At 71.9% G+C, this 25,579-nt stretch carries 30 protein-coding genes, 1 tRNA gene, 1 pseudogene and 1 riboswitch; of the genes and pseudogenes, 21 read left to right on the top strand and 11 right to left on the bottom strand.

The window, feature by feature from the left end; all coding sequences use genetic code 11:
- Positions 1–116 precede the first annotated feature (116 nt).
- The 4 genes from IE118_RS30570 to rdgB all read left to right on the top strand — a co-directional run bounded on the left by IE118_RS30570 (position 117) and on the right by rdgB (position 2,366).
- Positions 117–350, top strand: coding sequence for a PTS sugar transporter subunit IIB (locus IE118_RS30570; RefSeq protein ID WP_037931958.1), 234 nt, complete (start codon positions 117–119; stop codon positions 348–350).
- Between the two features lie 95 nt (positions 351–445).
- The gene (rph, locus tag IE118_RS30565; RefSeq protein WP_189561345.1) at positions 446–1,183 is read left to right on the top strand and encodes a ribonuclease PH; all 738 of its coding nucleotides are present in this window, start codon (positions 446–448) and stop codon (positions 1,181–1,183) included.
- Positions 1,184–1,327: 144 nt separating this feature from the next.
- A complete protein-coding gene (locus IE118_RS30560; protein ID WP_189561344.1) occupies positions 1,328–1,726 on the top strand; it encodes a hypothetical protein in 399 nt (132 codons plus the stop codon).
- A gap of 37 nt (positions 1,727–1,763) precedes the next feature.
- A complete protein-coding gene (gene rdgB / locus IE118_RS30555) occupies positions 1,764–2,366 on the top strand; it encodes an RdgB/HAM1 family non-canonical purine NTP pyrophosphatase (protein ID WP_189561343.1) in 603 nt (200 codons plus the stop codon).
- A 42-nt stretch (positions 2,367–2,408) separates the two neighbouring features.
- Here rdgB and IE118_RS30550 read toward each other — a convergent pair.
- Positions 2,409–2,492: transfer RNA gene (locus IE118_RS30550), tRNA-Leu, on the bottom strand.
- A gap of 226 nt (positions 2,493–2,718) precedes the next feature.
- On the bottom strand, positions 2,719–3,186 hold the full coding sequence (gene bcp / locus IE118_RS30545) for a thioredoxin-dependent thiol peroxidase (RefSeq protein ID WP_189561342.1): 468 nt from the start codon (positions 3,184–3,186) through the stop codon (positions 2,719–2,721).
- Between the two features lie 140 nt (positions 3,187–3,326).
- Between bcp and IE118_RS30540 the strand changes: the two genes are divergently transcribed.
- The 3 genes from IE118_RS30540 (at position 3,327) to IE118_RS30530 (ending at position 4,558) form a co-directional block, all read left to right on the top strand.
- The gene (locus tag IE118_RS30540; RefSeq protein WP_189561341.1) at positions 3,327–3,674 is read left to right on the top strand and encodes a DUF3618 domain-containing protein; all 348 of its coding nucleotides are present in this window, start codon (positions 3,327–3,329) and stop codon (positions 3,672–3,674) included.
- 99 nt (positions 3,675–3,773) lie between these two features.
- Positions 3,774–4,076, top strand: a complete 303-nt coding sequence (locus IE118_RS30535) for a GroES family chaperonin (RefSeq protein ID WP_199293027.1) — start codon at positions 3,774–3,776, stop codon at positions 4,074–4,076.
- Positions 4,077–4,143: 67 nt separating this feature from the next.
- A riboswitch (guanidine-III (ykkC-III) riboswitch) is annotated at positions 4,144–4,204 on the top strand.
- A gap of 33 nt (positions 4,205–4,237) precedes the next feature.
- On the top strand, positions 4,238–4,558 hold the full coding sequence (locus tag IE118_RS30530; protein WP_189561340.1) for a DMT family transporter: 321 nt from the start codon (positions 4,238–4,240) through the stop codon (positions 4,556–4,558).
- A 44-nt stretch (positions 4,559–4,602) separates the two neighbouring features.
- On the opposite strand, the gene IE118_RS30525 is transcribed toward IE118_RS30530, so the two are convergent.
- Positions 4,603–6,969, bottom strand: coding sequence for a transglycosylase domain-containing protein (locus tag IE118_RS30525; RefSeq protein WP_189561339.1), 2,367 nt, complete (start codon positions 6,967–6,969; stop codon positions 4,603–4,605).
- 250 nt (positions 6,970–7,219) lie between these two features.
- Here IE118_RS30525 and IE118_RS30520 point away from each other — a divergent pair, with 250 nt between their 5' ends.
- The 4 genes from IE118_RS30520 to IE118_RS30505 are packed head-to-tail and all read left to right on the top strand — an operon-like array spanning position 7,220 to position 10,671.
- Positions 7,220–8,020 (top strand): ABC transporter permease, encoded by an 801-nt coding sequence (locus IE118_RS30520; RefSeq protein ID WP_189561338.1) that lies wholly within the window; start codon positions 7,220–7,222, stop codon positions 8,018–8,020.
- 7 nt (positions 8,021–8,027) lie between these two features.
- Complete coding sequence (locus IE118_RS30515) at positions 8,028–8,849, top strand: ABC transporter permease (protein ID WP_189561421.1); 822 nt, start codon at positions 8,028–8,030, stop codon at positions 8,847–8,849.
- A gap of 9 nt (positions 8,850–8,858) precedes the next feature.
- Positions 8,859–9,833, top strand: coding sequence for an ABC transporter ATP-binding protein (locus tag IE118_RS30510; protein ID WP_189561337.1), 975 nt, complete (start codon positions 8,859–8,861; stop codon positions 9,831–9,833).
- 55 nt (positions 9,834–9,888) lie between these two features.
- Positions 9,889–10,671, top strand: a complete 783-nt coding sequence (locus tag IE118_RS30505; RefSeq protein WP_189561336.1) for a DUF1707 SHOCT-like domain-containing protein — start codon at positions 9,889–9,891, stop codon at positions 10,669–10,671.
- A gap of 75 nt (positions 10,672–10,746) precedes the next feature.
- Here IE118_RS30505 and IE118_RS30500 read toward each other — a convergent pair whose 3' ends face one another.
- On the bottom strand, positions 10,747–12,132 hold the full coding sequence (locus tag IE118_RS30500) for an SGNH/GDSL hydrolase family protein (RefSeq protein ID WP_189561335.1): 1,386 nt from the start codon (positions 12,130–12,132) through the stop codon (positions 10,747–10,749).
- 209 nt (positions 12,133–12,341) lie between these two features.
- On the opposite strand from IE118_RS30500, the gene IE118_RS30495 reads away from it, so the two are divergent.
- Positions 12,342–13,811: a DUF445 domain-containing protein gene (locus tag IE118_RS30495; RefSeq protein ID WP_373298255.1), complete on the top strand. Its 1,470-nt coding sequence runs from the start codon at positions 12,342–12,344 to the stop codon at positions 13,809–13,811.
- A 55-nt stretch (positions 13,812–13,866) separates the two neighbouring features.
- Positions 13,867–15,354 carry an MFS transporter gene (locus IE118_RS30490; RefSeq protein WP_189561334.1) on the top strand — a complete coding sequence of 496 codons (1,488 nt, stop codon included), beginning with the start codon at positions 13,867–13,869 and terminating at the stop codon, positions 15,352–15,354.
- A 279-nt stretch (positions 15,355–15,633) separates the two neighbouring features.
- On the opposite strand, the gene IE118_RS30485 is transcribed toward IE118_RS30490, so the two are convergent.
- Positions 15,634–15,936, bottom strand: a complete 303-nt coding sequence (locus IE118_RS30485; protein WP_189561333.1) for a hypothetical protein — start codon at positions 15,934–15,936, stop codon at positions 15,634–15,636.
- Positions 15,937–16,156: 220 nt separating this feature from the next.
- Between IE118_RS30485 and IE118_RS30480 the strand changes: the two genes are divergently transcribed.
- Complete coding sequence (locus IE118_RS30480) at positions 16,157–16,588, top strand: Hsp20/alpha crystallin family protein (RefSeq protein ID WP_189561332.1); 432 nt, start codon at positions 16,157–16,159, stop codon at positions 16,586–16,588.
- 131 nt (positions 16,589–16,719) lie between these two features.
- Positions 16,720–17,217 (top strand): DUF2267 domain-containing protein, encoded by a 498-nt coding sequence (locus IE118_RS30475; protein ID WP_189561331.1) that lies wholly within the window; start codon positions 16,720–16,722, stop codon positions 17,215–17,217.
- A gap of 231 nt (positions 17,218–17,448) precedes the next feature.
- Here IE118_RS30475 and IE118_RS30470 read toward each other — a convergent pair whose 3' ends face one another.
- Positions 17,449–17,988, bottom strand: coding sequence for a hypothetical protein (locus tag IE118_RS30470; RefSeq protein WP_189561330.1), 540 nt, complete (start codon positions 17,986–17,988; stop codon positions 17,449–17,451).
- A gap of 199 nt (positions 17,989–18,187) precedes the next feature.
- Between IE118_RS30470 and IE118_RS30465 the strand changes: the two genes are divergently transcribed.
- The 3 genes from IE118_RS30465 to IE118_RS30455 are packed head-to-tail and all read left to right on the top strand — an operon-like array spanning position 18,188 to position 19,756.
- Positions 18,188–18,562, top strand: a complete 375-nt coding sequence (locus IE118_RS30465; RefSeq protein ID WP_189561329.1) for a VOC family protein — start codon at positions 18,188–18,190, stop codon at positions 18,560–18,562.
- A gap of 40 nt (positions 18,563–18,602) precedes the next feature.
- Positions 18,603–19,184 carry a sugar O-acetyltransferase gene (locus IE118_RS30460; RefSeq protein ID WP_189561328.1) on the top strand — a complete coding sequence of 194 codons (582 nt, stop codon included), beginning with the start codon at positions 18,603–18,605 and terminating at the stop codon, positions 19,182–19,184.
- Positions 19,185–19,204: 20 nt separating this feature from the next.
- On the top strand, positions 19,205–19,756 hold the full coding sequence (locus IE118_RS30455; RefSeq protein WP_189561327.1) for a TetR/AcrR family transcriptional regulator: 552 nt from the start codon (positions 19,205–19,207) through the stop codon (positions 19,754–19,756).
- Between the two features lie 104 nt (positions 19,757–19,860).
- Here the strand turns inward: IE118_RS30455 and IE118_RS30450 are convergent, their stop codons facing one another.
- Together IE118_RS30450 and IE118_RS30445 are read right to left on the bottom strand one after the other, a co-directional pair.
- Entirely contained in the window at positions 19,861–20,739 is an 879-nt protein-coding gene (locus tag IE118_RS30450; RefSeq protein WP_189561326.1) for a septum formation family protein, read from the bottom strand.
- Between the two features lie 194 nt (positions 20,740–20,933).
- On the bottom strand, positions 20,934–21,809 hold the full coding sequence (locus IE118_RS30445; protein WP_189561325.1) for a class I SAM-dependent methyltransferase: 876 nt from the start codon (positions 21,807–21,809) through the stop codon (positions 20,934–20,936).
- 63 nt (positions 21,810–21,872) lie between these two features.
- Between IE118_RS30445 and IE118_RS30440 the strand changes: the two genes are divergently transcribed.
- Positions 21,873–22,508 (top strand): TetR/AcrR family transcriptional regulator, encoded by a 636-nt coding sequence (locus tag IE118_RS30440; RefSeq protein WP_189561324.1) that lies wholly within the window; start codon positions 21,873–21,875, stop codon positions 22,506–22,508.
- 118 nt (positions 22,509–22,626) lie between these two features.
- Entirely contained in the window at positions 22,627–23,184 is a 558-nt protein-coding gene (locus IE118_RS30435; protein WP_189561323.1) for a DinB family protein, read from the top strand.
- Positions 23,185–23,345: 161 nt separating this feature from the next.
- On the opposite strand, the gene IE118_RS30430 is transcribed toward IE118_RS30435, so the two are convergent.
- Positions 23,346–24,152 (bottom strand): NAD(P)H-binding protein, encoded by an 807-nt coding sequence (locus IE118_RS30430; protein ID WP_189561322.1) that lies wholly within the window; start codon positions 24,150–24,152, stop codon positions 23,346–23,348.
- An 88-nt stretch (positions 24,153–24,240) separates the two neighbouring features.
- Between IE118_RS30430 and IE118_RS30425 the strand changes: the two genes are divergently transcribed.
- Entirely contained in the window at positions 24,241–24,663 is a 423-nt protein-coding gene (locus tag IE118_RS30425; RefSeq protein WP_189561321.1) for a winged helix-turn-helix transcriptional regulator, read from the top strand.
- Positions 24,664–24,691: 28 nt separating this feature from the next.
- On the opposite strand, the gene IE118_RS30420 is transcribed toward IE118_RS30425, so the two are convergent.
- Positions 24,692–24,892: a DUF397 domain-containing protein gene (locus IE118_RS30420; RefSeq protein ID WP_189561320.1), complete on the bottom strand. Its 201-nt coding sequence runs from the start codon at positions 24,890–24,892 to the stop codon at positions 24,692–24,694.
- Positions 24,889–25,518, bottom strand: a pseudogene (locus tag IE118_RS30415) (DUF5753 domain-containing protein); the annotation flags it as partial. The pseudogene IE118_RS30415 and the gene IE118_RS30420, both read right to left, overlap by 4 nt.
- Between the last annotated feature and the right edge of the window lie 61 nt (positions 25,519–25,579).

The raw sequence follows: 25,579 nt of genomic DNA, 5'->3' as shown, positions 1-25,579 counted from the left end.
GAGGGGCGGACCCGCCGTCGTGACGCCATCATTCGGCACCCACGACCAGGCCGCTCGCAAAGCTGGGCCAACTGTGGGTTACTGCGACAAAGCGGTTCGCATCAGGGAGAACGAACATGGCCACCAAGGCTGAGAAGATCGTCGCCGGACTCGGCGGCATCGACAACATCGACGAGATCGAAGGCTGCATCACCCGCCTCCGCACCGAAGTCGTGGACCCCGCCAAGGTCGACGAAGCCGCACTCAAGGCCGCCGGCGCCCACGGCGTCGTCAAGATGGGCAGCGCCATCCAGGTCGTCATCGGCACCGACGCCGACCCCATCGCCGCCGAGATCGAAGACATGATGTGAACCACCCCGCCTGAACTCCGGCGAAAGCCACACCTTCAGGGCCCCGACCCACCGCGGAAGGGGCCCTTCCGCCGTCTCCGGCTAGGCTCGGCGCCATGTCTCGAATCGACGGCCGCACCCCCGACCAACTCCGCCCGGTCACCATCGAACGCGGCTGGAGCAAGCACGCCGAAGGCTCCGTCCTCATCTCCTTCGGCGACACCAAAGTCCTCTGCACCGCCTCCGTCACCGAAGGCGTCCCCCGCTGGCGCAAAGGCAGCGGCGAGGGCTGGGTCACCGCCGAGTACTCGATGCTGCCCCGCGCCACCAACACCCGCGGCGACCGCGAATCCGTCCGCGGCCGCATCGGCGGACGCACCCACGAGATCAGCCGCCTCATCGGCCGCTCCCTGCGTGCCGTCATCGACTACAAGGCCCTCGGCGAGAACACCGTCGTCCTCGACTGCGACGTCCTCCAGGCCGACGGCGGCACCCGCACCGCCGCCATCACCGGCTCCTACGTCGCCCTCGCCGACGCCATCACCTGGGCCCAGGGCAGGAAACTCGTCAAGCCCGGCCGCAAACCCCTCACCGGCACCGTCAGCGCCGTCTCCGTCGGCATCGTCGCCGGCACCCCCCTCCTCGACCTCCGCTACGAGGAGGACGTCAAGGCCGACACCGACATGAACGTCGTCTGCACCGGCGACGGCCGCTTCGTCGAAGTCCAGGGCACCGCCGAAGCCGAACCCTTCGCACGCGACGAACTCAACGCCCTCCTCGACCTCGCCGTCACCGGCTGCACCGAACTCGCTACCGCACAGCGCACCGCCCTTGATACCGTCCTCGAAAGGTAAAAGGCAGACCAAGGACAGTGGCCGACGCGGAGCAACCGCGCCGGCCACCCCCGCGTCTGATCCCATACGGGCACCCGGCCCCACCGGCCGCCGCCCCGCCGACGCACACGGGCCGCACCGGCCCGACGAGGGAGGGACCGATCCATGGCCGCGAGCCGCCGACGCCGCACCACAGCCGTCGCCGCCACCCTGGCGGCCGTCGCGCTGACCGCCGGACTCACCACCGGCTGCGCCGCGGTCGACAAGGCACTGGACTGCGTGCAGACCGCCGACGCCATCGCCGACAGCGTCACCGACATGCAGCAGGCCGTCGAGAACGCCGGCAACGACGTCACCCAGCTCGAAGAGTCCCTCGACTCCATCGACAAGAACCTCACCGACATCGGCGAGAAGACCGACAACGCCGACGTCTCCAAGGCCGTCGACGACCTCGACAAGGCCGTCGGCAACGTCCGCACCTCCGTCGAGAACGGCGACGCCACCCCCGACATCAGCCCCATCACCGACGCCGCCGGCGAACTCACCAAGGTCTGCACCCCGTAGTGGACGGGCCGCCCGTGGGCCCAGACATACTGGGCCCATGACCCGCCTGATCCTCGCCACCCGCAACGCCGGAAAGATCACCGAACTCCGCGCCATCCTCGCCGACGCGGGCCTGCCCCACGAACTCGTCGGCGCCGACGCCTACCCCGACGTCCCCGACGTCAAGGAAACCGGCGTCACCTTCGCGGAGAACGCCCTCCTCAAGGCCCACGCCCTCGCCCGGGCCACCGGCCTCCCCGCCGTCGCCGACGACTCCGGCCTCTGTGTCGACGTCCTGAACGGCGCCCCCGGCATCTTCTCCGCCCGCTGGTCCGGCACCCACGGCAACGACCGCGCCAACCTCGACCTGCTCCTCGCCCAGCTCTCCGACATCGCCGACGAACACCGCGGCGCGTACTTCGCCTGCGCGGCCGCCCTGGCCCTCCCCGACGGCACGGAGCGCGTGGTCGAGGGCCACCTGACCGGCACCCTCCGCCACACCCCCGCCGGCACCGGCGGCTTCGGCTACGACCCGATCCTCCAGCCGGACGGCGAGACGAGGACGTGCGCGGAACTCACCGCGGACGAGAAGAACGCCATCAGCCACCGGGGCAAGGCCTTCCGCGCCCTGGTACCGGTGGTCCGGGAACTGCTGGGCTGACACACGAAGAGGCCCCCCGTCCAGCAAGAAGGCGGGGGGCGGTGCGGCCGGTGGGACTCGAACCCACACGGGTGTTAACCCACTGGGACCTAAACCCAGCATGACTGCCAATTCCATCACGGCCGCTCAAAAACGGTCATCATGCTTGACCGGCGACGTTCAGTGTACGGGGGCAGGAGTCGCCTCGTCCGGCTCGCCCTCCTTTTTCGCCGACACCAGGTCTCTGTCAGCGCGTGGCAGTTGGGACACAAGTACCGCGGATCTCCCGTCGGTTGTCGCGCCGGTCCCCATGGGAAAGCGGAGCGGCCCGTACCGGTGGGGTGGGGTGCGGGCCGCCGGGGGAGGGGGTGGGTCAGATGGCCAGGTCTTTGATGATCTTGGCGACGTGGCCGGTCGCGCGGACGTTGTAGAAGGCGTGTTCGACCTTGCCCTGCTCGTCGACGACGATCGTGGAGCGGATGACGCCCTGGTAGGTCTTGCCGTAGTTCTTCTTCTCACCGAAGGCGGCGTAGGCGTCGAGGACCTGCTTGTCGGGGTCGGCGAGGAGGGTGATCCGCAGCGACTCCTTCTCGCGGAACTTCGCGAGCTTCTCCGGCTTGTCGGGGGAGATGCCGATGACGTCGTAGCCGGCGTCCGCGAGCAGCTCGAGGTTGTCGGTGAAGTCGCAGGCCTGCTTGGTGCAGCCGGGGGTGAGGGCGGCCGGGTAGAAGTAGACGATGACCTTGCGGCCCTTGTGGTCGGCCAGGGACACCTCGTTGCCGTCGGCGTCGGGCAGGGTGAAGGCGGGGGCCTCGTCCCCGGGCTGGAGGCGTTCGCTCATCGGTCTGGGTCTCCTCGTACGTGCGCGCTGCGTGGATCGGGTGCCGGGATCGAGGGTAACCGGGGGTCCTGACAGTGCGTGGCGGCGTGGAGCTGACAGACTGTCCGGCACAGGTATCAGCGGATTTCGGAGGCGACACGGTGGCGGACACGGCGGACACCAGAACACCGGCGCAGATCGAGGCGGACATCGAGCGCCGTCGTGCGGTGCTGGCCGAGACCCTGGACGAGATCGGGGTGCGGGTGCACCCGAAGACGATCATGGGGGACGCTAAGGCGAGGGTCGTGTCCAACGTGGACCACACGCTCGGCCGGGCGTATGTGCGGGTCAACGGTGTGGTGAGTGAGGTGAAGGGCCAGTTCGTGGACGCGGAGGGTTCTCCGCGGCTGGAGCGGGTCGTGCCGGTGGCGGTGCTGCTGGTGGGTGTGGTGGGTCTGCTGGCGGTGGGGTCGCGTCGTCGGGGCGGGTCCGCCCGGCGCCGGCGGTGACCCCTCGCGTCTGTGTTCGGGGTGATTGCGGGTAGGTTTCAGGACGTGAGCGCCAAGAGACACGAGCAGGGTTCCCAGGACGACAAGCTGCCCATTCGGATGCTGCACGACCGCGTGCTGGTGCGGCAGGACACGAGTGAGGGCGAGCGGCGTTCGGGGGGCGGCATTCTGATTCCCGCGACGGCGGCGGTGGGCCGTCGGCTGGCCTGGGCCGAGGTGGTCGCGGTGGGGCAGAACGTGCGGACGGTGGAGCCGGGTGACCGGGTGCTGTTCGATCCGGAGGACCGCGCGGAGGTCGAGGTGCGCGGGACGGCGTACGTGCTGATGCGTGAGCGTGATCTGCACGCGGTGGCCGCGGACCGTTTCGAGGGTTCCGAGGATTCGACGGGCCTGTACCTGTAGTTCCGCGGTGCGGAGGGGCTGGTGACCATGGTCACCAGCCCCTCCGGTCTGTCCTGGGCTACGGTGGGAGGACCCATGTGGGCCCCGACGAGACGCGCCGTACCGGGGTGAGGCAAAGACGACGCACCCCCGTTTCGGTTCGTGTGTCGGAGGTGTCCGTCGTGGCGTGGGTTCTGCTGGTGGTGGCCGGTCTGCTGGAGGTCGGCTGGGCGATCGGTCTGAAGTACACGGAGGGGTTCACCCGGCTGGTGCCGAGTGTGCTCACGGGTGCGGGGATCGTCGCGAGCATGGTGCTGTTGTCGTACGCGGCCCGTACGTTGCCGATCGGTACGGCGTACGGCGTGTGGGTGGGGATCGGTGCGGCGGGGGCCGCGGTGATGGGGATGCTGGTGCTGGGTGAGCCGGTGACCGCTGCCCGGGTCTTCTTCATCAGTCTGCTGGTGGTCGCCGTGGTGGGGTTGAAGGCGACCTCGGGGCACTGACCTCCGGGCGGCGAGGGCGGCGAGGGCGGCGGGGCGGCCGGGGGTCATTCGTCGCGGCGGGTGTGCTGGGTGAGCGCCCCGGTCAGGCCGGCGGGGCCGGTGCGGTCGTCGCCGTCGCCGTTGCTGTCGCTGGAGCCGGTGCCGCCGCCGCCGGTCTCCGTGCCGTCGTCGGTGGTTCCGTCCCCGCCGCCGGTGGTGGTGCCCGTGGTGCCGCTGTCGTCGCGGCCGTCGCCCGGGGTCTCCGGTGCGGGTTCGTCGGTGTCGTCCGGGGTGCTGCTGCCGGTGTCCTCGTCGTCCGGTGTGCCACTGTCACGGTCGGTGGGGCGGTCGGAGGAGGAGGGGCTGTCGGTGGAGTCGGAGGGGGGCGGCTGGCTCTCCCAGGCGCCGGGCTGCACGCGGAGGTCGAAGGCGCGGACGGGCCGGCCTTCGAGGGCTTCGCGGGTGTACTGGCCCCAGATCTCGGCGGGTGCGCCGCCTCCGTTGACGCGGGGCAGGCCCATGGCGCCGTAGAGGGACTTGTGGCCGGCGGTGACGGGGTCCTGGCCCATGACGGCGACGACGGTGGCGAGGTCGGGGGTGTAGCCGGCGAACCAGGCGGCGGTGTCCTCCTCGGCGGTGCCGGTCTTGCCGGCGGCGGGGCGGCCCGCGGTCTGGGCGGCGGTGGCGGTGCCGTTCTCGACGACTCCGCGCAGGACGGCGGTGGTGGTGTCGGCGGCCTGGCGGCTGACGGCCTGTCGGGTGCGGCGTTCGGGCAGCTCGACGTTCTCGCCGCCGCGGGTGATCTTCTCGACGAGGACGGCTCCGCTGTGTTCGCCGTGGTTGGCGAGGGTGGCGTAGGCCTCGGCCATGTCGAGGACGCTGGCGGTGGCGACGCCGAGGGCGATGGAGGGTCCGGCGTCGTCGAGGCTGGGGGTGTCCTCGGACAGTCCGAGGTCGATGGCGGTGCGGCGGACCTCGTCGGGGCCGACGTCGACGGCCATCTGGGCGTAGACGGCGTTGACGGACTTGTCGGTGGCCTCGCGGACGGTGATGTCGCCGTAGTCGCGGTGGTCCTCGTTCTCGGGGGCGTAGCGGGCGCCCGGCCAGCCCTGGACGGGGCGTTCGCTGGTGCCGTCGTAGAGGGTGGTGGGGGTGATGCGGCGGCCGTCCTGGGTGCGGGACCTGTTCTCGACGGCGGCGGTGAGGACGAACGGCTTGAAGGAGGAGCCGGTCTGGAAGTCCCGCCGGGTGGCGTTGGGGGTGTACTGCTTGACGTAGTCGATGCCGTTGTACATGGCGACGACCTTGCCGGTCCCGGGGTCGATGGAGGCGCCGCCTGCGCGGACGTAGGTGTCGACCTTGCGGTTCTCCTGGTCGAGCCGGTCCATGAGCCGGTCGTTGACGGCGTCGACGAAGGCGTCCTGCTTGTCCTTGTGGAGGGTGGTGGTGATGCGGTAGCCGCCGGTGTCGAGGGTGTCCTCGTCGACGATGTCGTTCTCGGTGAGGTACTGCTTGACGACGTCGACGATGTAGCCGCGCTGGCCGGACATGCCGGTGGAGTGGGTGGTCTCCTTGGGGGTGGGGAACTTCATGCCGGCGCGTTCGCCCTCGCTGATCCAGCCTTCGTCGACCATGCCGTCCAGGACGTAGTTCCAGCGGTTCTCGACGGCCTGCCGGTTCTCGGGGTGGGTGATGACGTCGTACTGGCTGGGGGCGTTGAGGAGGGAGGCGAGGTAGGCGGCCCGGCCGGCGTCGAGTTCGGAGGCGTCCATGTCGTAGTAGGCGTGGGCGGCGGCCTGGATGCCGTAGGCGCCGCGGCCGAAGAAGCTGGTGTTGAGGTAGCCCTCGAGGATCTCGTCCTTGCTCTGGTTGCGGTCGAGCTTGATGGCGATGAAGAACTCCTTGACCTTGCGGGTGACGGTCTGTTCCTGGCGCAGGTAGTAGTTCTTCACGTACTGCTGGGTGATGGTGGAGCCGGACTGCTTGCCCTTGCCGGTGGCGGTGTTCCAGGCGGCGCGGATCATGGCCTCGGGGTCGACGGCCGACTCGGTGTAGAAGTCGCGGTCCTCGGCGGCGAGGATGGCGTGCTGGGCGTCCTCGGAGATCTGGCCGAGGGTGACGTTCTCCCGGTTGACGTCGCCGTCGCGGGCGATGACGGAGCCGTCGGCGTAGAGGTAGACGTTGGCCTGCTGGGTGGCGAGGGCGTTGGCGGCGGGGATCTGCACGAGGTGGTAGCCGAGGAAGAAGCCGCCGACGACGAGGGCGGCGGTGACGAGGGCCGCGGCGAGGACCGTGCGCCAGGTGGGGAGGTAGCGGCGCCATCCGGTGCGCGGGGGTCTGGTGCCCTTCTTGTCTCCGGGGGCGGCGGCCGCCTGGGGCTCTCTCGGTGCCCAGCCCTGGTCGGGCCGGCGCGGCTGCGGCTCGTCGCTCATGTCGTGCACGGACTCCTGATTCGCCTCGTTCGTTCCGGTACGCCTGATGCGTCTCCCTTATTCAAGACTGTCGCATCCGGTGGCGCGTTCCGCGGCTGCGGCGCGCGTCGCGCACACTTGCGGCTTCTCCCACGCGTGGTCCCGCCGGGTGCCGCCGCGCCGCCCGTGCGGCCGGGAAATCGCGTGGCCGGTGGGCCGGTGCGCGCACTAGGCTCCTGCGCTTCGGTGCCGGGGCGGGAGGAGGGGCGGGGTGGGTGCGTGGCGGGTGTACCCGGCCGTGGCGGTGGGGGCGTTCCGGCGGTACGCGACGTACCGGGCGGCGACCGCGGCGGGGGTGTTCACGAACACGGTGTTCGGGCTGATCCTGGTGTACACGTACCTGGCGTTGTGGGAGGCCCGGCCGGGTCTGGGCGGGTACGACCAGGCGCAGGCGGTCACGTACGTGTGGCTGGGGCAGGCGCTGTTCGCGATGCTGGCGTTCCAGGGCGGCGGGTTCGAGGTCGAACTGATGGAACGCGTCCGTACGGGTGAGATCGCGGTGGATCTGTACCGGCCGGTCGACCTCCAGCTGTGGTGGCTGGCCAACGACGTGGGGCGGGCGGTGTTCCAGTTCCTGGGGAGGGGGGTGGTGCCGTTCCTCTTCGGTGCGCTGTTCTTCCCCACGGCCTTGCCGGGGGAGGTGGCGGTGTGGGGGGCGTTCCTGGTGGCGCTGGTGCTGGCGCTGCTGGTGAGTTTCGCGATCCGCTACCTGTTCGCGCTGACCGCGTTCTGGCTGCTGGACGGGCAGGGGGTGGCGCAGGCGCTGATGGTGACGGGGCTGTTCTGCTCGGGCATGACGCTGCCGTTGAACGCTTTTCCGGGGGCGCTGGGCGAGGTGGTGCGGGCGCTGCCGTGGGCGGCGCAGCTGCAGGTGCCGGCGGATGTGCTGATGGGGGAGTCCGCTCCGCTCGGTGCGTTCGCCTTCCAGGCGGCGTGGGCGGTGGCGCTGCTGGCGGTGGGCCGGCTGGTGCAGTCGGCGGCGACGCGGCGGGTGGTGGTGCAGGGTGGCTGAGGCGGGGATGCGGGGGGTGTCCCGTGCGGGGGAGGGGCTGCGGGCGTACGGGCTGATCGCGGGGATGTGGATCCGGTCCACGATGGCCTACCGGGCCTCGTTCGTCCTCACGGTGGTCGGGAACCTGCTGCTGACGGGGCTGGACTTCGTGACGATCCTGCTGATGTTCTCGCAGGTCGACGCGCTCGGCGGGTGGACGCTGCCGGAGGTGGCGTTGTTGTACGGGCTGTCGGTGACGGCGTTCGGCATCGCCCAGCTGGCGTTCGGTTCGGTGGCCGCGCTGGGTGGCCGGGTGCGGGACGGTTCGTTCGACACGCTGCTGGTGCGGCCGGTGCCGGTGCTCGCGCAGGTCGCCGCGGACCGTTTCGCGCTGCGCCGGGTGGGCCGGGCGCTGCAGGGTGTGGTGGTGCTGGGCTGGGCGCTGGTGGCGGTCGAGGCCGACTGGACGGTGGCGAGGGTGCTGCTGGTGCCGGTGACGGTGGTGTGCGGGGCGGTGATCTTCGCTTCGCTGTTCGTGGCGGGCGGTGCCTTCCAGTTCTGGGCGCAGGACGCGGCCGAGGTGCAGAACGCGTTCACGTACGGGGGGACGACGCTGCTGCAGTATCCACCGACGGTGTTCGGCCGGGACCTGGTGCGGGGGGTGACGTTCGTGCTGCCGCTCGCCTTCGTCAACTGGGTGCCCGCGGCGTACCTGCTGGGGCGTCCGTATCCGCTGGGGCTGCCGGACGGGGCGGCGTTCGCGGGGCCGCTGGTGGCGGTGGTGTGCGTCCTGCCGGCGGCGGCGGTGTGGCGGCTGGGCCTGAGGTCGTATCGGAGCACGGGGAGTTAGGGCGGTCGGGTGGAGGCGTTCATCGATGTGGAGCGGGTGGAGAAGGTCTTCGAGGTGCGCCGGAAGACCGGCTTCCTGAAGCGGGAGCGGAGGCGGGTGCGGGCCGTGGACTCGCTGTCCTTCACGGTGGCGCGGGGGGAGATGGTCGGCTACATCGGGCCGAACGGGGCGGGCAAGTCGACGACGATCAAGATGCTCACCGGCATCCTGACGCCCAGCGGGGGGCGGCTGCGGGTGGCGGGGATCGATCCGTCCCGGGAGCGGACGCGGCTCGCGCACCGCATGGGGGTGGTGTTCGGGCAGCGTACGACGCTGTGGTGGGACCTGCCGCTGATCGACTCGTACCGGCTGATGCACCGCATGTACCGGATCCCGGACGCCCGGTACCGCGAGAACCTGGACCGGCTGGTGGAGCACCTCGACCTGGGCGAGCTGCTGGACGTGCCGGTGCGTCAGCTGTCGCTCGGCCAGCGGATGCGGGGGGACGTCGCGGCGGCGCTGCTGCACGATCCGGAGGTGCTGTACCTGGACGAGCCGACCATCGGCCTGGACGTCGTCTCCAAGACGAAGGTGCGGGACTTCCTGCGGCAGCTGAACGCCGAGCGGGCCACGACGGTGCTGCTGACGACGCACGACCTCCAGGACATCGAGCAGTTGTGCTCCCGGGTGATGGTCATCGACCACGGCCGGATGGTGTACGACGGTGCGCTCGCCGGGCTGCACGAGGCGGGGGAGAGCGAGCGGACGCTGGTGGTGGACCTGGAGCGGGAGCTCCCGCCGATCGAGGCGCCGGCGCCCGCGCGGGTGGTGCGGGTGGAGGGGCCGCGGCAGTGGCTGGCGTTCCCGGCGTCGGAGCCGGCGGCGGCCCTGGTGGCGCGGATCGTGGCGGAGTACCCGCTGGTTGATCTGTCGGTGCGGGAACCGGACATCGAGGCGGTGATCGCGAGGATGTACGCCGACCGGACGGACCGGGCCGTTCCGTGACCGTCCCGGCTGCCCTCGTAGCCGTGTGACGGAGACAACTCGTAGGCTGCTCCGTATGACCGACGACGCAGCCGCACCGGACCTCCGCGCCTCCGACGCCGACCGTGAACGGGTCGCCGACATCCTGCGGGACGCCCTCGCGGAGGGCCGTCTCGACATGGAGGAGTTCGGGGAGCGGCTGGACGCGACGTACCGGGCGCGCACGTACGGGGAACTGGCGCCGATCACCCGCGACCTGCCGGACCACGGCGCGCCGGCGGTGCCGGCGGTGTCCCTGACGAAGGACGCGCAGCCGGGCGGCGGCTGGGGCGAGCGGATCGTCGGCGCGAGCGACGGCGGGTCGTCGTCGTGGGCGGTGGCCGTGATGTCGGGCTTCCAGCGCAAGGGCCGCTGGACGGCCCCGCGGCGCTTCAACTGCTTCGCCTTCTGGGGCGGCGGGGAGGTCGATCTGCGCGAGGCGTACTTCGAGGACCGCGAGATCGTGATCAACGCGGTGGCGATCATGGGCGGGGTGGACGTCATCGTGCCGCCCGGCGTCGAGGTCGTGGTGCGCGGGGTCGGCATCATGGGCGGCTTCGACCACCGGGAGGAGGGCGTGCCCGGTGAGCCCGGCGCGCCCAGGGTGATCGTCACGGGCCTGGCCTTCTGGGGCGGCGTGGGCGTCCAGCGCAAGCTTCCCCGCGCGGAGAAGCAGCGTCTGCGCGAGGAGCGCCGTCAGGAGAGACTGGAGCGCAGGCAGGAGCGCCGCAGGGAGCTGGAGTCCTCCGTGCAGGACCACATGGACCGGTACGACGACCTGATCAAGAAGCGCCACCCGCACCGGCACGAGGACCGCTGAGCCACCCCCGGGGACGGTGGGGGCATGTCCGTAAGGGCATGTACCCCCGCACCCTCCTCCCCGGGGACGGGCCCCTCACAGCTCCGCCGGCACCGAGCCCTCCAGCAGCCTCAGCTCGAACTCCTTCGCCATCCGCACGTACCCCCGGTCGCTGGGGTGCAGGTGATCACCGGAGTCGTACGCCCCCCACAGCCGCCCCGGATCGTAGGGGTCCCGCACCGCCGCGTCGAAGTCGACGACCTCGTCGAACACGTCCCCCGCCCGGATCTCCGCGTTGATCCGCTGCCGCACGGCCTCCCGCGCCTCGCTGTACCCCCGGTGCCCCCGGAACGGCATCAGCGTCGCCCCGACCACCTTGACGCCCCGTGTGTGCGCCCGCCGCACCAGGGTCTCCAGCCCCGCCACGACGGGCTCCGGGTCGGCGGCCCCCGGTGTGCGCAGGATGTCGTTGATGCCCAGCACGATCACCACGGCCCTGACGTTCGTCCGCCCCAGCACGTCCCGTTCGAACCGGTGCAGCCCGCTGGGGTTCTCGGCCGGCCGTCCCAGCCCGTCGGCGAGCACCCGGTTCCCGCTGATCCCCGCGTTGACGACGCTGTAGCGAGGCACGTCCCGCCCGGCGGCGAGCGCCGACCGCAGCCGGTCGGACAGCACGTCCGGCCAGCGCTTGTTCGCCCCGGTCGTGGAGGTGACGCCGTCGGTCAGAGAGTCCCCGAGGACGACGACGGTGCCGTCCGCCTCGTTGCTCAGCACGTCCAGCGCGGTCGCGTAGCGCCAGACCTCGCTGCGCCCGGTGTAGGCCGCGCCGGTGGTGTCCCGCGTGTGCTCGCCCACGGCGACGTACGAGATCTGGCGGGCGTGGCGGTGGTAGGTCACCGGCCCTGACCCGGCGGGGGAGTACGTCGTGATGAGCACGTCCCCGTCGTGCGGTACGGGGACGCGGACCGCGTCGCTGGTCACCTGGGCGCCGGGCGGGACGACGACCGAGGGGCGCCCGGCGAAGGTGAGCCGCCGCATGGTGCCGGCGAGGGCCACCGCGGTGTCCGGGTCGGCGGAGACGGCGACGGAGGCGTGGGAGACGGTGAGCGGTGACTGCCCGTAGAGGTTGGACAGGGTGACGCGGGCGCCGCTGCCGCCGGCGCTGGTGTGCACGACGTTGCGCACGGAGCGGCCGGCGAGTGCGGCCGGTTCGGTGCCGGGTTCGCCGCCGGCCGGGGAGGCCGCCCAGGAGGAGACCCAGGTGCCGGTGGAGACGGGCGCGGCCGGGTTGTTGCCACCGCTGCCGCCGCCGCTGTGGCCCGGGCCCCCGGCGACGGTGTCGCGGCGCTCGGTGCCGTCGTCCGCGGCGACGCCGACGTAGATGGTGGCGGAGACCGCCACGATCGCGGCGACGACGGCGGCGAGCAGGGCGTGCTGCCTGGCGGGAGGGGCCCCCGTGCCCCCGTCACGACCCCGGGTCATGCTGTTCGGTTCTCCTCGGGAGACGGGAGCCGGATGCTCCGATCTGATGAACCCATGATGTGCCATGGGCCGGGCAGGTTGAGGTGAGGGACCCTTAGGTGACCCCCCGGGACGAACCCCCTCCGGACAGACGCCGGGAACTCCTGTTCCGTTCCAGGAGTCGGTCAGGAAGGGACAATGTGTGAGGGATCACCGAACGGGTGGAGCGGATGGAACGGACTGGATCGACGCGCGCGCCGGGAGCATCGGACCCGGCGCGGAGCCAGGGCCCGACGGGCCCCACGGACCTGTCGAAGCCGCCGGAACCGGCAGGCACCGCACGGCGTGACACCGAGGGCCCGGACCGGGGCCGGGACCACGGCCCAGGCGAAGGCCAAGCCCAGCATGCCCGCCCCGGCGCCTTCACCAACCGCGCGATGAACACGTTCAGCCCCGCGGACGAGGAGAAGCGGCGCGGAGTGCGCCGGATGAAGCTCACCGCCACCGGCCTGCTGGTGTTCGTCGCCGTGGTCTACGTGCTGGCCAAGTGGGCCTCCCACCAGGGCGCCGGCCCCTGGGCGGGCTATGTCGCCGCCGCGGCCGAGGCCGGCATGGTCGGCGCCCTGGCCGACTGGTTCGCCGTCACCGCCCTCTTCCGCCACCCCCTCGGCCTGCCCATCCCGCACACGGCGATCATCCCCAGGAAGAAGGACCAGCTCGGCGTCTCCCTGGGGGAGTTCGTCGGGGAGAACTTCCTCTCCGAGGACGTGGTGCGCGGCCGGCTGCGCGCGGTCGGCATCGGCAGCCGGCTCGGCACCTGGCTGGCCGTGCCCGAGCACGCCGACCGGGTGACGGCCGAGCTGTCGGCGGCCCTGCGCGGCGCGCTGACCGTGCTGCGCGACTCCGACGTCCAGGCGGTGGTCGGCGAGGCCATCACCCGCCGCGCCGACGCCCAGGAGATCGCGCCCGGCATGGGCAAGTTGCTGGAGCGGATCGTCGCCGACGGCGGCCACAAGCGGGCCGTCGACGTGATCGTCACCCGCGCCCACGACTGGCTGGTGCTGCACAGCGACACGGTGATGGACGCCGTCCACGGCGGGGCTCCCGGCTGGACGCCCAAGTTCGTCGACCGCAAGGTCGGGGAGCGGGTCTACAAGGAACTGCTGCGATTCGTCACCGAGATGCGCGACATGCCCACGCACCCCGCGCGCGGCGCCCTCGACCGGTTCCTCACCGACTTCGCCTCCGACCTCCAGGCCGACACCGACACCCGGGCCCGGGTCGAGCGCCTCAAGAGCGAGATCCTCGGCCGCGGCGAGGTGCAGGACCTGATCGCCTCCGCCTGGACCGCCGTACGCGCCATGATCGTCTCGGCGGCGGAGGACGAGCGCAGCGAACTGCGGCTGCGGGTGCGCGCCTCGCTGCTCTCCCTGGGCGCCCGCCTGTCGCTCGACCCGAAGATCCAGGGCAAGGTCGACGGCTGGCTGGAGAGCGCGGCGGTGTACGTGGTGACCACGTACCGCAAGGAGATCACCTCGCTGATCACGGACACGGTGGCGAGCTGGGACGCCGAGCACACCACGAAGAAGATCGAGGCCAACATCGGCCGCGACCTCCAGTTCATCCGGATCAACGGCACGGTGGTCGGTTCGCTGGCCGGCCTGGTCATCTACACGGTGTCGCGGGCGCTGGGGGCGTAGTCCCGGGAGTCAGGGGGCACACGAGGGACGTTCGCTTTCCAGGAGGAGGACGTCCATGGCCGCAGCGCGCTCCGCGTCGGGTCGCACGATCACCACTGACATATCCGCCCGTCTGGACCGGCTGCCCTGGTCGCGCTGGCACTGGTCCATCGTCATCGGTCTGGGCACCGTCTGGATCCTCGACGGGATGGAAGTCACGATCGTCGGCAACATCGCCGGCCGGCTGGCGGAGCCCGGCAGCGGTCTGGACATCTCCTCCGGTCAGATCACCGGCATCGCGGCCGCCCTCTACGTGACCGGCGCCTGCGCGGGCGCGCTGTTCTGGGGGCGGCTGACCGACATCTACGGCCGCAAGAAGCTCTTCCTGATCACCCTCGCGGTCTACCTCGGGGCCACCGCGCTGACCGCTATCTCCTTCGACACCTGGTGGTTCTTCCTCTTCCGCTTCCTCACGGGCTTCGGCATCGGCGGTGAGTACGCGGCCATCAACTCCGCCATCGACGAACTGATCCCGGCGAAGTACCGGGGACGCGTCGACCTGATCATCAACGGGAGCTACTGGCTGGGCGCCGTCGGCGGCGCGCTGCTGTCGATCGTCGCGCTGAACACGTCGATCTTCCCGGCGGACGTCGGCTGGCGGCTGACCTTCGCCCTGGGCGCCGTCCTCGCCCTGGTGGTCCTCCTGGTGCGGCGGCACGTCCCGGAGAGTCCGCGGTGGCTGCTGATCCACGGCCGGGAGGAGGAGGCCGAACGGATCGTCCGCGACGCCGAGAAGACGATCGAGGCCGAGAAGGGTGAGCCGCTGCCCCCGGCCGAGGGCGAGATGGTCATCCACCAGCGCACACGCACCACCTTCACCGAGATCGCCCGGACGATGTTCGCCCGGTACCGCAAGCGGTCGGTCCTCGGCTTCTCCCTCTTCATCGGGCAGGCGTTCCTCTACAACGCCATCACCTTCGGCTACGGCGCGATCCTCACCGAGTTCTTCGACGTCCCGTCAGGAAACACCGGGTACTACTTCGCCGTCATCGCCATCGGCAACTTCCTCGGCCCCCTGCTGCTCGGCCGCCTGTTCGACACGGTGGGGCGGCGGATCATGATCTCCGGGACCTATCTGGTCTCGGGTGTGCTGCTGTTCGCCACCGCCTGGCTGTTCGACCAGGGCTCGCTGAGCGCGACCACCATGACGGCCTGCTGGTGCGCGGTCCTGTTCTTCGCGTCGGCCGGCGCGTCCAGCGCCTACCTCACGGTCTCGGAGATCTTCCCGATGGAGACCCGGGCCATGGCCATCGCCTTCTTCTACGCCATCGGCACCGCCGCGGGCGGTATCAGCGGACCGCTGATCTTCGCCGAGCTCACCGGCTCCGGCAAGGTGCCCGACGCGGTCCTCGCCTTCCAGATCGGCGCGGCGCTGATGTGCGCGGCGGGCATCGTGGCCGCCTTCCTCGCGGTGAAGGCGGAAGGCCGCTCCCTGGAGGACATCGCCACCCCGCTGTCGGCGGCCGAGGCGAAGGAGGAGCCGGCGGCGACGCGACTGACGTGACGGGGCGGGGCGGGACGCCGCCCGGGCACCGCCCACGCCGTGGCCGTGGCGCCCGGACGATCGGCCGAGGGCCGTCGCCGGGCGTCACGGCGTTCCTTCCCTCTCCCGCCGGACGACCGCCCCGGGCCTCCGGGGTTCCGGCGGTCCGGTGTCTCGACCGTCCGGTGTCTGGACCGTCCGGTGTCTGGACCGTCCGGTGTCCGGACCGTCCGGGGTTTCGGCCGTCCGGTGTCTCGGTGGCCCGGTGTCCCGACCGTTGGGGTCCGGCCCGGCGGGTGCTCATCCCCGCCGGTCGGCCACCGCCCACGACGTGAGCGCCACGGCGCCCGCCACGCCGAACACGGCCGGCCAGGCGCCGACCTTCTTCGCCAGCGGGTGCGACCCCGCGAACGCGGCGACGTACGCGGCCGACAGGGCGCCCGCGGTCACCCCGCCGGCCCGCTCCCGCCACTCGCGCGCGGCCGCGACGCCGGCGACGGCGAGCACCGCCCCGCCCAGCTCCCGCCTCCGCGTCCACCGGGCCACGCCGTACCCGCCGACGAGCCCTCCGGCCGCCATCACCGCTCCGGGAACCTTCGCCATGCCGTCTGCCTCCTGCCACTGCGCCCACCGGGGGCCGGCGTCTGCCGGACTCCGGACTCCGAGGCTAACGCGCGGACCGGCACCCCCCTCGACCAGGCCCGGAACACGCCCATCCCCCCAAGGTGAGTCAGGTGTTGTCAACTTTCCTCCCCATGGGTTATATAAAGAAGTGACCCCCTAGGGCATCGCACCGATACACCGCAGAGAGGAGCGACCTGTGATGCTCATGCGTACCGACCCCTTCCGCGAACTGGACCGCTTCGCGCAGCAGGTACTCGGTCAGGCGTCCGCAGCAGCCCGCCCGTCGGCGATGCCGATGGACGCGTACCGGGCAGGTGACGACTTCATCGTCCACTTCGACCTCCCCGGCATCGACCCCGAGTCGATCGAACTCGACGTCGAGCGCAACGTCCTCAACGTGCGTGCCGAGCGCCGCTCGCCGGCCCCCGAGGGTGCGGAACCGGTGGTCGCCGAACGCCCCACCGGCACCTTCACCCGCCAGCTCTTCCTCGGCGAGACCCTGGACACCGAGCGCATCGACGCGTCCTACGAGGCCGGCGTCCTCACTCTGCGCATCCCGGTGGCCGAGCAGGCCAAGCCGCGCCGCATCCACATCACCGGCGGCGACAGCCCCAAGCAGATCAGCGGCTGACGCAGCACCCACCGTGAGGTGTCCCGCGGGTGACCGGCCGGAGTGCCGCCGGTCACCCGGGGACGCACCCCGTGCCCGCCCGCCGCCCCCGGGCGGGCGACCAGGCCCCGCAGAAGGAGAGGAGCCCGTACATGACCACGCTGACCCCGGACCGTCCCGCCGTCACCGGACCGGACGCGACGCTCCCGGCCCCGAGGCCCGTCACGCGACCGCGCGACCGCGGCCGTGACGACGGCTGGCGCGAACTGGTCGACGCGGTCCGGGAGTCGGGTCAGTACCCGACGAGAGCGGAGGCCGAGAGCGTCACCCGCGTCGTGCTGTCCGCCCTCGGCGGCCACGTGGTCGGCGACGAACGCGTCGACCTGGCCCGCGCCCTGCCCGAGGAGGCGGCGCGCGTGGTCGCCTCCCAGGTGCCGGCGACCCGCGTGCTGACGGCGGCGGAGTTCGTCGACTCGGTGGCGCGCCGCGTCGAGGGCGCGACCCCGGCCACGGCCCGCTGGGACGTCAGCTCCGTCCTCAGCGTCCTGCCCGCCCTCGTGGGCGACGAGCTGGTGACCCGCGTCCTGACCCACCTGCCCCCGGGCTACGCCCTCCTCTTCGGCCGGGCAGAACTCACCCCGGCGGGCTGACCCCGCCCCGAGACGCTTTCCCCACAGCTCTCAGCCCGGGTGCCCTCGCATCGACGCACCCGCTTCGGCGCACCGGCTTCGACGCCCCCGCTTCGGCGCCCTCGCCATGGGCCCGCGCATCGGCCTCCTGCCCGGGGGCCGACCCGGGGCCCCGGTCCGGGACTCCGGTCCGGGACTCCAGCCCGGGGTCTGTCCGGGCCCCAGCCGAGGTGCCTGCCCGGGCTCCCCGCCTCAGGGCTCCTGCCGGGCTCCGCCCCCGGCGTCGGCATCCCTGTCACCCACTGCGCCCCCGCCCGCCACGGCCCGTGCCCGGCGTTCGGTGAACCAGCCCGCCGAGACGGCCGACGCCGTGGCGGCGAGGGCCAAGCCCGCCAGGCCCGGGTTGACGTACCCGGGCACGTCACCGTTGTCGTAACTCCCGCCGTCACTCGTCTCGCACGTGAACCCGAGCGGCGCGAAGCCCACCCGGTAGCCGGTGATCTCCACCCCCGCGGTGGCCCGCTCCTCCCACCCGGGCGTACGGCAGGACCGGACCGGAGACGAGTCCGTGCCCCCGTCCTCCGCCTCCACCACCGCCCCCAGGACGGCCAGCAGCCCCCAGGCGTAGAGGGCCGCAGCACCGGCGCCGCACAGCGCCGCCAGCCCGCGCAGCGCGACATGGCGCTCCTTCAGCCCCGACAGCCCGTCGGCCACCGCCCCGACGCCGTAGCCCACCAACCCGAAGCAGCACCCCACCAGAACCGGTATCAACAGCAGAGCCAGAAACCACACGACGGGCCTCCCGGGCACGAAGATCGAATCCACGGAGTCCACCAGCCACACCCCCGCCCGACAGTGGCGGAAGCCACAGTTCCGGCAACGGCCGGGTCACAAGACCTCCCCCGCGGACCGCAAATCGTTCGACCGCCCCCCACTCCGTGCGCGATCCTGCGAGCCCGCACACCACCAACCCGGCCCGCACGGAGGACCGTTGAACCCCACCATCCGCCACATCACCATCGACTGCACCGGCGACCCGTACGACCTCGCCCTGTTCTGGAGCGCGCTGCTCGGCAGGCCGCCGGCCGACGACGACAAGCCGGGCGACCCGGAGGCCCTGATCGCGGACCCCCAGGGAGGCCCCGCCCTGCTGTTCGTCCGGGTCGGCGAGGGCAAGGCCGCCAAGAACCGCCTCCACCTCGACCTGTGGCCGACGGGCCGCACCCGCGCCCAGGAGGTCGCCCGCGCCCTCGAACTCGGCGCCCGGCAACTCGCCGACCACACCCGTCCCGACGGCACGGGATGGGTCACCCTGGCCGACCCCGAGGGCAACGAGTTCTGCATCGAGCGGGGCGAGCTGCACTGACACCTGCGGGACCGCCGCCCGGGAGCGTACGCTCGTACACATGGCGACGGACTACTTCGCGGACGACCCGCGCACCAACCTCGAACGGATGCTCGCAGGCGACCTCTACATCGCCGACGACCCGGAGATCGCCCGCCGGCAGCTGGAGGCCACGCGCCTCGTGGCCCGCTACCAGGCCGCGTGCCTGGAGGACCCCGCGAAGGCCCGGCCGATCCTCGCCGAGCTGCTCGACTCCCTCGGTGAGGGCGCCGAGGTCCGCCCGCCGCTGTACGTCGACTACGGCAGCAACATCAGCATCGGCGCCCGCACTTTCGTCAACTACAACCTGACCGCGCTGGACGTCGCGCGGATCACCATCGGCGAGGACTGCCAGATCGGCCCGAACGTCCAACTCCTCACGCCCACCCACCCCGTGGAGCCGCAGCCGCGCCGCGACAAGCTGGAGGCGGCGCAGCCCATCACCATCGGGGACAACGTCTGGCTCGGCGGCGGAGTCATCGTCTGCCCCGGGGTGAGCATCGGCGACGACTCCGTCATCGGCGCCGGCGCGGTCGTCACCAAGGACATCCCCGCCGGCGTCGTGGCCGTGGGCAACCCCGCCCGCCCGGTCCGCACCCTCTGACGGCACCGGGCCCGCCCGCCATGGCCACCGGACACACCGACCCGCAGCGCCGCGACCGCATCCTCGCCGCCACCCTCGACCTGATCGCCGAGGTGGGCGTCGCCGGCGTCTCCCACCGCAAGATCGCCGCCCGCGCCCAGGTCCCCCTGGGCTCGATGACGTACCACTTCACCGGCATCGACGACGTCCTGCTGGAGGCGTTCACCCGCTACTCGGACCACGTGGTGGCCCTCTTCGAGCGGCACCTCTCCGCCGCCACCACCCCCGACGAGGCCCGCGAAGCCGTCACCGACCTCATCCACACCCTGTCGGAGAACGCCCGCCGCGACCTGATCCTCACCCAGGAGCTCTACACCCTGGCGGCCCGCCACGAGCCCTACCGCGGCCTCTGCAGGCGCTGGATGCGACGCAGCCGCGATCTCCTGGAGCACCACTTCCCGCCGCCGACCGCCCGCCAGCTCGACGCGCTCATCGAGGGCCTGACCCTCCACCGCGCCCTGGACGACGCACCACCCGGCCGGGACCTGACCCGGGAGGCGGTCCGGCGCATCACCGCAGCCCCCGAGCCGTGACACGCGACCCGTGAGCCGCAACTGGTGAGCCGTGACCCTTAATCCGTGAGCCGGACCGCCGTCGGGACGGCGGTCCGGCTCAGGGGACTTCGTACGGAGAAGCGTCAGCCCGCCCAGACCTCGGCCTCGTCGGCCGGGACGGTGGTGCCGAGCCCCAGCTCCTTGCGGGCGGCGACCGACGTGTTCGGGTCGATGCCGGTGAACGCCGGGTCGTAGGCGGTGTAGAACGCGTCGGCGTCGGCTGCGTTCGCGGCCTTCTTCCAGTCCCCGGCCGCCTTCTCCAGCGTCCCGCGGAGCTTGCCGACCTCGGCGCCGTCGATGCCGTCCAGGCCCTTGACGTGCGCGTCGAGGGCGGCCGCGACGGCCTTGGCCTGCGCCTTGTAGCCGGCCAGGTCCTCCTCGACGTTGTCCTTCTCGGGCTGGTTCCCCCACAGGGCCTCGTACACCGCGTTCGAACCGTTGAGGTACGTGGTCTGCTCGGGCTTGAGGGACTTCGCGGACTCCAGCGAGCTGCTGATGGTGCTCGTCTCCGCCGTGTACGTGCAGCTCACCGCACGGTCGCCGGTCGCCCAGCTCTCCGCCGTCGGGGTGTAGTAGAAGAGGGCGACGCCCTTGGGGAGCGCCCACGTGTCGGGGGCGTACTTCTGCGCCTCGACCGGGCAGCGGGTGTCCGCGATCGCCGAGATCCCGTCGTCACCGGGGAACTCCTTGCCCTCGTCGATCGCGAACTCGCCGACGACCTGACCCTTGTGCGCCTCGTCGCAGGGCACGACCTCGACGGTGTACGCCGTCCCCTCGGCCTTGCCGTTCGGGTTGTAGCAGTCGCCGATGTCCAGCGAGTACACCGAGCGCTGGCGGGCCACCTTCTTCGCGCCGTCCTTGGCGCTCTCCGTGAGGTCGGAGCATCCCACCGCGCCGATCGCGAGCAGGGCGACAACAGCGGATATCCCACGAAGGGAACGGGGCGGGCCGACGATAGCCATGGCGCGTACATCCTCTTATCTGAACTTTATGAAGGCGCGCGCATCGTATGTCATCCCCGCGACCCGGCTGTGCGTCGGCCCTCACCTCATCGCAGCTTCTACGACACGCGAGGGGCCGCGAGGGTTGCAGCCGCCTTTCCGCAGGTCGAGGGAGAGGCCGGGGCCGCGGAGGGGGAGGGGCGTGCCGGCCCGCGCTACCCGGGCATCCGCCGCCGTCCGCTCTCCCGCCCGCCGCTGTCCGGCGAAGCGGTGACGATCCACACGGCCCCCGGAATCCGGACACCGTCGGCGGTCTCGAACTCCGTGAGCGCCTCGCGCACTTCGGCCCGGACGCGGGCGACGACGGCCGTATCGACACCGCGCAGGTTGTGGCGCGTCGGCCCCATCGAGAAGAGGAAACCGGCGGCGTCCCCGGCGTCCGTGCCGAAGGTCATGGGAGCCTCGGCGGGCGTCACCTCCACCTCCGCGAAACCGGCGTCGGTGAGCACGCGGCGGATGCGCGCGGGGTCGAGGAGCGAGCCCATGCCCCGCGCGGCCGGCGACGCTTCGCGCAGGTAGGGCGCCAGCGCGGCGGTCGCCCGGGCGTAGGCGCTGTCCGGCCCGCCGGGGTGGGGTCCGAGGAAGGCGAGCCGGCCACCCGGCACCAGAGCCTGCCGGAGGTGCGCGAAGGCCGCGACGGGATCCGCGAAGAACATCACCCCGCCCCGGCTGAGGACCACGTCGAACCCGGAGCCGGGGAACGGGTGCACCTGGGCGTCGCCCTGCTCGAAGACGACGTTGCCGAGACCTTCCGCGGCGGCGTCCCGGCGGGCCCGCTCCAGCATCGGCGCGGACAGGTCGACCCCCACCACGCTCCCGTCGCCCGCCTGCCGCGCGGCCAGGCGCGTCGTCCGCCCGGTGCCGCAGCCGACGTCGAGGACCCGGTCACCGGCCGCGATGCGCGCGGCGGCGAACAGGGGCGCGTTGAACGCCTCCAGCATCGCGTCGTACCGCTCCGGATGCTCCGCCCAGTGGGCGCCCTCCCAGTCGTTCCATGCCTCTGCCTGCTGACGGTTCGCGATGACGCGCACGGCTCACCCTCCCTTTCGTTGGAGTCCAACTCTAGAGTGTGACTCTAGATATAAGCTCCAGTCATGGCTGAGGGCAAGGGAAAGCGGGGCGGCAAGGCCCTGGAGACGCGGCGCCGCATCATCGAGGCGGCCGGCGCACTGTTCGTCGAGCAGGGCTACGGGGCGACCAAGCTCCAGCAGATCGCCGACCGGGCGGGTGTGGCGGTGCAGACGATCTACTTCGTCTTCCGCAACAAGCCCTCGCTGCTCAAGGAGCTCGTCGACGTCGCGATCGCCGGCGACGACGAACCCGTACCGACCCTGGAGCGCCCCTGGTTCACGGAGGTCACTTCCGCGCCCACCGCCGAGGCCGCCCTCGCCGCCCTGCTCCCCGGCACCCGCGCGACCCTCGAACGCGTCGCCGCCCTCGCCGAGATGGTCCGCGCCGCCGCGGCGACCGACCCGGAGATCCGAGAGCTGTGGCCGGACCGCACGGACCCCCGGTACACGGTGCTCGCTGCGGCCGCGAAGGCCCTGGCCCGGAAGCCGGGCGCCCGCCCCGGCCTCCCCGCCGACGAGGCGGCGGACATCCTCTACGCCGTCCTCAGCCCGGAACTCTTCCTGATCCTCACCCGCGACCGCGCCTGGCCCCCCGCCCAGTGGGAGCGCTGGGCCCACGACACCCTCCGCTCCCAGCTGCTGGCCCCGGACGGGACATGACCGGGGGGAGCCGGCGTGCTTGTCGCCGCCTCCGCCGCCTACTAGGACAGGATCTGACCTCGATCGTCCCTAACGTGGTACTCGACCGACGGAGCAGTACGACCGGAAGGCGAGAACCATGAACGCTGACGAGCTGACCACCCCCGCATCGGCCGGCACCCCGACCGTGACCGGCGAGCGCGCCGACCTGCTGGAGGTACTGGCCAAGCACCGGTACTTCCTGCGCTTCACCACCCGTGACCTGACCGACGAGCAGGCCGGCCTGCGCACGACCGCGGGTGAGCTCTGCCTGGGCGGCCTGATCAAGCACGTCGCCGCGGTCGAGCGGGGCTGGGTGGACTTCATCCTGGAGGGCCCCTCGGCCATGAAGGACTTCGCGGACATGACCGAGGCCGACCTCACGCGACGGGAGAACCAGTTCCGCATGCTGCCGGGCGAGACGCTGGCCGGTGTCCTGGACGACTACGCCGAGGTGGCCCGCCGCACCGACGACCTGATCGCCACCCTGCCCGACCTGGACGCCGCCTGGCCCCTGCCGAAGGCTCCCTGGTTCGAGCCCGGCGCCCGCTGGTCGGCCCGCAGGGTCCTGCTGCACATCGTCGCCGAGACCGCCCAGCACGCCGGCCACGCCGACATCATCCGTGAGTCCCTGGACGGCGCGAAGAGCATGGGCTGACCGGAGACGCGGTCGCCGTCACGGACGCGGTCGCCGACGTGGACCCGGGGGACGCACGACCGCGACTCGCGCCCGATGCCCCGGCGGAATCGACGGCATCGGGCCGCGCCTCTTGATGTCCTCGTGGCCGGGCGCACCCCGCCGTGCCCCCGAACGCCCCCTCACGGCCTGCCGGCGGACGCGGCCGCAACGGCCGCCGCCAGCGGATCACGGGCCGTGCGGCCCAGGAGACCGGCGAGATCGGGCGCGGTACCGTCCAGGAAGCCGTGCCGGACGCCCGTCGCGATCGAGACCAGCATCGGCGGCTGGAAGGGCAGCAGCCCCGGCGTCCCGAGCAGCCTGCGCCGGTACTCACCCAGGCCGATGGGGCGATGCGGGACACCGAGCTCGGCGGCCACCTGTCCCGCCGTGACCGGCGTGCCCACGAGGTCGAGGACCCGCCCGACGTGAGGCGCGGGATCCGACGCCACCACCGCCGCGGCCTCCGCCAGGTCCCCCCGCGGGACCGCCGCCAGGGCGCCGTCCCCGAACGCGGACTCCACACCGTCGCCGTCCCACATCAGCAGACCACCGAACAGCTCGGCGTACAGGCCGTTGCGCAGGATCGTCCACGGCAGCCCGCTCGCCCGCACCGCACGCTCCGTCGCGCGGTGCGCCAGGGCGAACCCGAGATGGTCACCGGCCGTGGTCAGGCTCGTGTAGACGACGTGGCCGACACCGTCACGGACGGCCGCGTCCAGGACCGCCGCGTGCCGGGCCACGACCCGGTCGTCCTCGGCATAACCGGCGGAGACGAGCACCAGGGTCGACACACCGGCGAGGTCGAGGCCCGCCGGGTCGTCGAAGTCGAGCCGACGCATCCCCGAGCCCGGTGTGCGGCTGCCGCCCACCGCGGCGGCGCCACGGGCGTGCAAGGCAGAGAGAATCGCCGAGCCGAGGTTCCCGTTCGCTCCGGTCACCAGAATCATGATCGATCGCAGTCTTCCGTCGTGGTTCTCCTGGGTCACTACGCTCGATCGTCGACCGCACGCCCACCGGCCACAAGAAGGCAGTCTCATGTCACCCACGCACACCGCGGTAAGCACCACCCCCGCCGAACTCGACCCGTGCGGACGCGAGGACCACCCCGACTGCGGCATCCGCGACGTCCTCGACCGCATCGGGGACAAGTGGTCGGTGCTCGTGATCGTCGAACTCGCCGGCGGGCCACGCCGCTTCCGTGCACTCCAGCGCGCCCTCGACGGCATCTCCCAGCGGATGCTCACCCTCACCGTGCGCAGGCTCGAACGGGACGGCCTCGTCCTGCGCACCGTGTACCCGACCGTCCCGGCCCAGGTCGACTACCGCCTGACCGAGACCGGCGCCGGCCTGACCCACCTGGTCAAGTCCCTCGCCGACTGGTCCCTCACCCACCGGGCCGCCATCGCCGAGGCCAGGCACGCCTACGACGAGGCCCACCCGGGGCACGACATCCGCTGACGGGAGCGGGTTCGGCCGCCGGCGTCGATCACCCGAGGCGGAACGCCGCCACGAAGGGAGCCCACGCCTCCCCGCCCACCGTGATCACGGCCCCCTCCACGTCCTTCGAGTCGCGGACATGGATCGCGTCGTCGTGGATCGCGCACTCCACGCACTCGCCTCCGGCGCCGTTGCTGTACGACGACCTGAACCAAGCCGGAGGACGTCCGGTCGGGGCTGCGGTGCTCACTTCGCGTACTCCTTCACGACGGACTTGATGAGCTGGGCGGAGCGCTGAGGACTGAGCGCGGCGGCGCGCAGCCCGTCGAATGCCCTTGTGTACTCCCGTACGTGGTGCTCGCCCTCCAGGTAGACGGCGTCGGTGATGCCGTCCCGGTACACAAGGTCCGGGTCCTCCGGTGCTGGGAACCCGAGCATGGTGAAGGAGCCCGTGACCGGGTGGGTGCCCGCGTCGAACGGCAACACCTGCAGGGTGACCCTGGGCAGGGCGGCAGCGTCGAGGACCCGCTCGAGTTGCTCGCGCATCACCTCCCGATCACCGATGACATGGCGTACGGCGGCCTCGTTCACGACGAACCAGGCTTCGGGGGCGTCGGGCCGGGTCAGCATCGACTGACGCTCCAGTCGCACCCGTACGGCCCTGTCGATGTCCTCGGCGGACATGTGGGCGCCCGTCGTGTGCAGTTCCCGCGCGTACGACGTGGTCTGCATGAGGCCGGGAAGTACCTCGCACTGGTACTGGCGGAGTGTGGAGGCGTCCTGCTCCAGGCCGATGTAGATGTTGAACCACTCGGGCACGCCCGCGCCGTGCTCCTGCCACCAACCGCGCGTCTTGGCCTGCCGGGCCAGTGACTTAGAGGTCCTAACAGAAGTCGCTGATGGTGTGACTGTCGGCTCAGATGCTCGTTGCTCTGTT

Origin of the sequence: Streptomyces pilosus, assembly GCF_014649835.1 — a bacterium.
Classification (GTDB): domain Bacteria; phylum Actinomycetota; class Actinomycetes; order Streptomycetales; family Streptomycetaceae; genus Streptomyces; species Streptomyces pilosus.
Note: the sequence above shows the minus strand (reverse complement) of the source record. Positions and strands in the feature narration are given on the sequence as shown.